This is a genomic window from Clostridium sp. CCUG 7971, from assembly GCF_017590215.1.
In the GTDB taxonomy this organism is placed as follows: domain Bacteria; phylum Bacillota; class Clostridia; order Peptostreptococcales; family Peptostreptococcaceae; genus Faecalimicrobium.
Genome location: NZ_JAFFPK010000179.1, coordinates 1 through 6,138 on the forward strand (window position 1 = coordinate 1; position 6,138 = coordinate 6,138).

Here is a 6,138-nt window from a genome sequence, read left to right on the forward strand (position 1 = left end):
ACATTAATAACTCTTTTTATATAGACTTACTATTAAGTTCTTCATTTCTCATTCTATATGAAAATATTGCAGTTTCACTAAGTTTATCTATTAGTTTTCCATTGACATAAAATCCTACAAATGCTCCTACTCCAGGCATAAGTTGGAAAAGTTTTGCTATGTCTAAGTAGTCTCTATATTGTTGTTGAAAATTTTGCCAATCAAATTCATTTATATTATCGGGAAATGTTTTTACATATTCATCCCAGTTTTCCATTTTATAAAATGTCTCATTCATGTTTTTTTACTTGAAAATGCTAGCTGTAATATATGTAGTATATAGATTCTTTCCCTATAATCCGAAACATCATATCCATATATAGCTGCAATATCATAAAGCAGTTTTATTTTGATACCAAGTAATAATGGTAAATCTGTAAGTCCTATAAGTATACCTGCTGCTCCTGTTGAAGCGCCTTCTATTCTAGCTGTAGTTTTATATGTTTTAGTTTTTTGTGCTACTAATACCTCTCTTTCTTCTAATGAAATATTTTTGTATGGTTTTTTTGTTATATATTTATATCCAAACAAAACTGACTTTGTCATACTTTTTATTGCTTGTGTCATTATTTCATGATATTTCTGTGGCAATACTTCATTAAATTTATTTTGTACTCCCTTTGATGCCCTTTCAATTATAGATGGATTTTTACGCATGGCTTTTTTCCATTTATCTAAATCTTTTCTTGCCATAACATTATAACTATTCATATCTATCTCCTAATAAAATATATATTCTCCATTTTTATATTTCCACTTTCCTATATAACCTTCACTATAAGCTCCTAATTCAAAGTGTAGCATAGATATTCCTAAATCAATCTTTTCATATCCATGATTTTCTTTTATTATTGTAGCCTCAACTTTATTATCTTTTAACTTATAACCTACTGGCTTTTTATTTAATGCCGATGGAGCCTTCGATACATAATTTATTCCAACTTCAACCCATGATGGTATTTCTTTATTATGTGATATTAGTATATCATTAAATGATTTTTCATTTTTATTAAGTGTCTTTACAAGCTTTTCTTTAATAGATAAATCTCTATCTGTATTACCTATTGCTATTATACAAACTAACTCCTCATTTTCATTAAACTTTATATATTTTTTACATTCTTCTTTTTTATATGTTCCACCTATCCAACAAGTTCCAAGATTTAAACTAGTAGCTTCTAAAACTATACTTTCACCGTAGTATCCAAGTTTTTCTTTATAATTTTTTATATTTTTATCTCCTACTAATGCTATAAATGATTTGGCTTTAGATATCATTCCATAAGATGCCTTAAATCCACTTATACCATCTTTGCCATCCTTTATATATTGAATATTTAACTTTGTTCCTTTATTTATATTATCTATCAATTCTTTAAGTATTTTTACGTCTTTTTCATTTACATCTTCTTCAGTATAGGTTCTCCTAGATTTTCTATTATCCATTGCATTTATCCACGATTTTTTTAGTTCCATAGTATAAACTCCTTTGTATATAAATTATATATAGTTTTTGTAATTTTTTTAATTATATTTATATATAAATATGACTTTTTAAATTACATCTTTATGAAGAAATTTATCCGATGTTAATTTTATTCCTATTGCCCCAATTGGAGCTGTTATAAGTACACTTAGTATAGCTATTGCTTGCATTATTTCGCCTCCTGTTACACCCATTTGTAGTGGTATAGCTGCCTTTGCTGATTGTACTGTAGCTTTTGGAAGATATGCTATAATACAAAATAGTTTTTCTTTCTTATTAAGATTTGTTCCTATAAGTGCTATTAATACTCCTATTGAACGAATAAATAATGAACATGTTAATATTACTAACCCTATTAAAAAGTACTCCCCTACTAAATTAGGATTTATAGCCATACCAACAAATACAAATAAATACAGTTTTCCTACTTTCCACATAGCATTCATACTGTCTAATATAATTTTATAGCTATCAGTTATATAGTTTCTAATAAAAAATCCATATATCATTATAGTTAAAAGTGAATTAAAAACTTCCACATGTAAATCCTTTTCTATAAATCTCATTATTAAACAAACTAAAAATACTAAAAATACTTTCATATATTTATTTTTTATTTTTTCTATAAATGGTTTTGTTATTTTCGATATAATAAACCCAGCTCCTATACTTAATAATATAGTTAATGGTATTAAAATAAGTTCAAAGATAAATGAGGTACTTTTTCCACTTTGACTTTGCATATATATTCCTAAAAATGTAGTGAATAAAGTTATGGCTACAGTATCATCTGCACTTGCACCAACAAGCAACATTTGAGGTATAGCTTTATCTTGACCTACTTTTCTATCTATTAAAGAAACCATCGATGGTATAAGCACAGCAGGGCTTACTGCAGCTATTATAAATCCTAATATTGCTCCCTGTACAAATGTAAAATCTAATAAAATTGTACTTAAAAAAGCTATGGTAAAGCCTTCTAGTATTGCAGGAACTGTACTTAAAAGTACTGCTGGTCTACCAATCTGCTTTATTTGAGATACACTTATTCCAAGACCTCCTATAAATAAAATCGTAACCAATCCTATATCTTTTATTAATGGAGCTATATCTATAGTACTCTTAGGAACTAAATTTAGTATGCTTGGTCCTATTAACATTCCTATTATTATCATACCTATTAATGATGGAAGCTTTGCTTTTTCGGCTAATTTTCCACTATAATTTGATAAAACTCCTATTAAAATTAAACTTATAACTACAATCATAATTCCCTCCTAATACTTTTTATTTTGCAAAAAAATAGACTCCTACCCTTTATATAAAAGAGTAGGAGTCATTAGCTTTCGCATTTAATGGCGAACTCCATCGCCTATGTAGTTTTATAAATTCATAATATCATATTATTTAAAAAATGTAAATTTTATTTTGCAAATGTTCATTTATGCGCAAATTTTATAGATAAAGATATTCATACATGTTAGTATGAATATATAATTTAATTGGAGGTAATTTTATGATTAAAATGACTATTGAGGAATTATTTAATGTAGGGGTAAGCTTTGAATCTTGTGTAGGAGATGGTACAAAAGGTGAAAGACTTAGAATTCCTAAAAATTTATCTAGATTACACCTTAGCGAAAATTTAATCTCTGAGATACAAGAATTTAAAAAGGAACTAAAATTTTTAGTTTCAGGAGAAATATGGTGCCCTGACTTTCAACTTAATGCAACTATAGTTAATAAATTCTGTGAACTTAATCCTAACTTTGATATATCTATAATATCTACGGCACGTGGGAAAAAATTTTTAGCTCCTATACTTGAAATTGAAAATTTTAAAGGTCCTTCTATTGTAATACTAGATAATAACTACAATATTTTAGGTTTATTTGAAGAAAGACCTAAAATAGTAGCTAATGCACCTAGCTTTGATGATATAAAACTTGAGTATTATAAAGGTAAATATCTACTAGATAGTGTAAATGATTTCCTTGAAATTATGAGACAAGCTTAATACTATTTTGATAGCCTAACTTTGAGCAATTAAAGTTAGGTTTTTTATTTATAAATTCTATTAATATTTTATGCCAAGCTTTAATATAATTTACTATTTACGTCTATCTTTATGAGGTGATTAATTTTGTTATCTATATCGCTTGATTTTATTCAAACCCTAATTTTATCTATATTACTTTTTTTATTAGGTAATATAATAAAAAATAAAAGCAAATTATTGACTAAAATGTGCATTCCATCTCCTGTAATAGGAGGATTACTATTTTGTATTTTAAGTTTGATTCTTAGAATTTTTAAAATATGTGAAATAAGTATGAATACTAGCCTAATGAATTATCTTATATGCTTTTTCTTTACCATTGTTGGACTTTCCGTAAGTATAGCTTTGGTAAAAAAAGGAGGTCGTTTATTAATTAAATATTGGCTACTCTGTGGTGTATTAGCTTTTAGTCAAAATCTTTTAACACTTATTTTATCTAAATTGACTAATATAAATCCTCTTTTAGGGCTAATGTGTGGAACTATATCTATGGAAGGTGGACATGGATCTGCTGCTGCTTATGGAGCTTCTATAGAAAGTCTTGGAGTAGAAAATGCATGCAGCGTTGGTATTGCTGCTGCTACTTTTGGCCTTATTCTAGCTGGTGTATTAGGCGGTCCTGTGGCAAAATATTTAATTGAAAAAATAATTTAAAATCAACTAATTTATCATTTAATTTTAATAGACATAATCAAAATCAAGTTAGCAATAATTTTGAACTAAGTCCATCATTATTTCTTGAACAAGTATTAGTTGTATTACTTTGCGTAAGTTTTGGAGAACTTATTTCAAAATTAGTATTTAATATAAACGGTATAATAATACCCGCTATAAGTGGATGTGTACTTTTTGCAGCTATATTTAGAAATACTAATGATAAGTTAAAATTTATAAACTTAAATTTTAAAATTTTAGATTTTCTTAGTGAGATTAGTCTAGGTTTATTTTTGACTATGGCACTTATGAGTATTGATTTATTTAAATTATCTAGTTTATTTGGACCTATTGTAATAATCGTAGTATCTCAAGCTATTTTTATAGTTTTATTCTCCATATTTATAGCCTTTAAAGTGCTTGGTAAAAATTTAGATGCTGCAATAATTATAAGTGGACTTATTGGACATGGTCTTGGCGCTACTCCAAATGCACTAGCTAATATGACTTCTGTAAGTCAAATATATGGTTATTCTGAAAAAGCTTTTTTAGTTGTACCTCTAGTTGCTGCTTTTTTACTAGATGTATTTACAATGCCTTGTATAATTTTATTTATTAATTTATTAGCTTAATTTGTTTTAATGTTTAAGTTTTATTAAAATGCCATATACTATAATAGAATTTTAATTTGGAGGTAATTTATGGATACTAATTTAAACTGTATGGCTCACAATTGTGCTTTTAATAAATCTGGCGATTGCTATGCTTCACATATAAAAATTGAAGGATTTGATGCAGCTATAACTCCTGAAACTTATTGTGACACATTCAAAAATGGATCATACTTTAATCTTTCAAACTATAGTGGAGAAACTTCCCTTACCAGTACCCAAGATATATCATGTAGTGCAGTTAATTGTACTTACAATATTAATGGTGGATGTAATGCTAGTCACGTAGATATAAACTTTGAAAATAGTAGTTGCGAAACTTTTATAGCTAAATAAAAAGAGAGGAATAAAATCCTCTCTTTTTACATTACTGTCTCTAATTTATGTTCTTCTTCAACTTCTTCTAATACTCCAAGTTTCTTAGCTACAAGCTTAGTTGTACTAGCTTGAACTACTAATGTTATAAGTATTGTCATAAATACTGTTGATGATATTATTTCATAACCTGGTAGTTTCATAGAAACAATTATTCCAGATAGTGCTGCTGGTATAACTCCCGTTTCTCTTACCCACATCATAAATAGCTTTTCTCTAAAATTCCAATTAGCTTTCTTATCAAATAAGCAACAAACTAATACTACCAAAGGTCTTGCTATAAACATTAGTACTAAAACTACTCCTAATGATGGTAACCAGTACTGTGATAATGAGTTTAGATCTACTTGTGTTCCTAATACAACAAATATAGCCATACGACATAATGATCCGATACTTTCTCTAAAACAATGTTCTGAATGGAAGTCATATTCCGGAATCCAAAGACCAAATATCTTTTTATTTCCTGCGATAAGACCTGCTATAAATACTGCCATATATCCACTACCATGAAGTAATGTTGCTAATTCATAAGATAAGGCAACTTGTAGCATAGACATTATTGGTGCGTATGAGTGGAATACCCCCCATTTTTTATCAGATATTAATACTGAGAATATATATCCTGTTACTACACCGATTACTACTCCAACACCGGCTGATACAAATAACTCTTTTAAACTTTCTCCTAATGAAAATTCTCCACTTGTAACTACTGCCAATAATGTAGAAACTAATATTGCTCCAACTGCATCATTAAATGCTGATTCACTAACTACAGTTTGCTTTATTTTATCTTCTATCGTAACTTGTTTAAATACTGGTATAAGTGCTGCTGGATCTGTTGATGCTAT

8 protein-coding genes, 1 pseudogene and 1 riboswitch are annotated in these 6,138 nt (G+C 27.8%); of the genes and pseudogenes, 4 read left to right on the forward strand and 5 right to left on the reverse strand.

Annotated elements, in window-relative coordinates:
* Positions 1-16 precede the first annotated feature (16 nt).
* From JWF52_RS19805 to JWF52_RS17950, 4 genes are all read right to left on the reverse strand, one after another.
* On the reverse strand, positions 17-277 hold the full coding sequence (locus JWF52_RS19805; protein WP_353654976.1) for an EcsC family protein: 261 nt from the start codon (positions 275-277) through the stop codon (positions 17-19).
* Positions 274-750 carry an EcsC family protein gene (locus JWF52_RS19810; RefSeq protein WP_353654977.1) on the reverse strand — a complete coding sequence of 159 codons (477 nt, stop codon included), beginning with the start codon at positions 748-750 and terminating at the stop codon, positions 274-276. Before JWF52_RS19810 ends, JWF52_RS19805 begins: the two co-directional genes overlap by 4 nt.
* 9 nt (positions 751-759) lie before the next feature.
* Positions 760-1,515 carry a nitroreductase family protein gene (locus JWF52_RS17945; RefSeq protein ID WP_208334851.1) on the reverse strand — a complete coding sequence of 252 codons (756 nt, stop codon included), beginning with the start codon at positions 1,513-1,515 and terminating at the stop codon, positions 760-762.
* 78 nt (positions 1,516-1,593) lie between these two features.
* A complete protein-coding gene (locus JWF52_RS17950) occupies positions 1,594-2,793 on the reverse strand; it encodes a cation:proton antiporter domain-containing protein (RefSeq protein WP_208334852.1) in 1,200 nt (399 codons plus the stop codon).
* 55 nt (positions 2,794-2,848) lie between these two features.
* A riboswitch (Fluoride riboswitch) is annotated at positions 2,849-2,907 on the reverse strand.
* A 134-nt stretch (positions 2,908-3,041) separates the two neighbouring features.
* Here JWF52_RS17950 and JWF52_RS17955 point away from each other — a divergent pair.
* From JWF52_RS17955 to JWF52_RS17965, 4 genes and pseudogenes are all read left to right on the forward strand, one after another.
* Positions 3,042-3,542 carry a thioredoxin family protein gene (locus JWF52_RS17955; RefSeq protein WP_208334853.1) on the forward strand — a complete coding sequence of 167 codons (501 nt, stop codon included), beginning with the start codon at positions 3,042-3,044 and terminating at the stop codon, positions 3,540-3,542.
* Positions 3,543-3,668: 126 nt separating this feature from the next.
* Complete coding sequence (locus JWF52_RS19505) at positions 3,669-4,238, forward strand: sodium/glutamate symporter (protein ID WP_286184264.1); 570 nt, start codon at positions 3,669-3,671, stop codon at positions 4,236-4,238.
* A 44-nt stretch (positions 4,239-4,282) separates the two neighbouring features.
* A pseudogene (locus JWF52_RS19510) lies at positions 4,283-4,870 on the forward strand (sodium/glutamate symporter); the annotation flags it as partial.
* A 69-nt stretch (positions 4,871-4,939) separates the two neighbouring features.
* Complete coding sequence (locus tag JWF52_RS17965) at positions 4,940-5,245, forward strand: DUF1540 domain-containing protein (protein WP_208334854.1); 306 nt, start codon at positions 4,940-4,942, stop codon at positions 5,243-5,245.
* Between the two features lie 26 nt (positions 5,246-5,271).
* On the opposite strand, the gene JWF52_RS17970 is transcribed toward JWF52_RS17965, so the two are convergent.
* The coding region (locus tag JWF52_RS17970; RefSeq protein WP_208334855.1) for a cation:proton antiporter at positions 5,272-6,138 on the reverse strand (867 nt) is incomplete at its 5' end.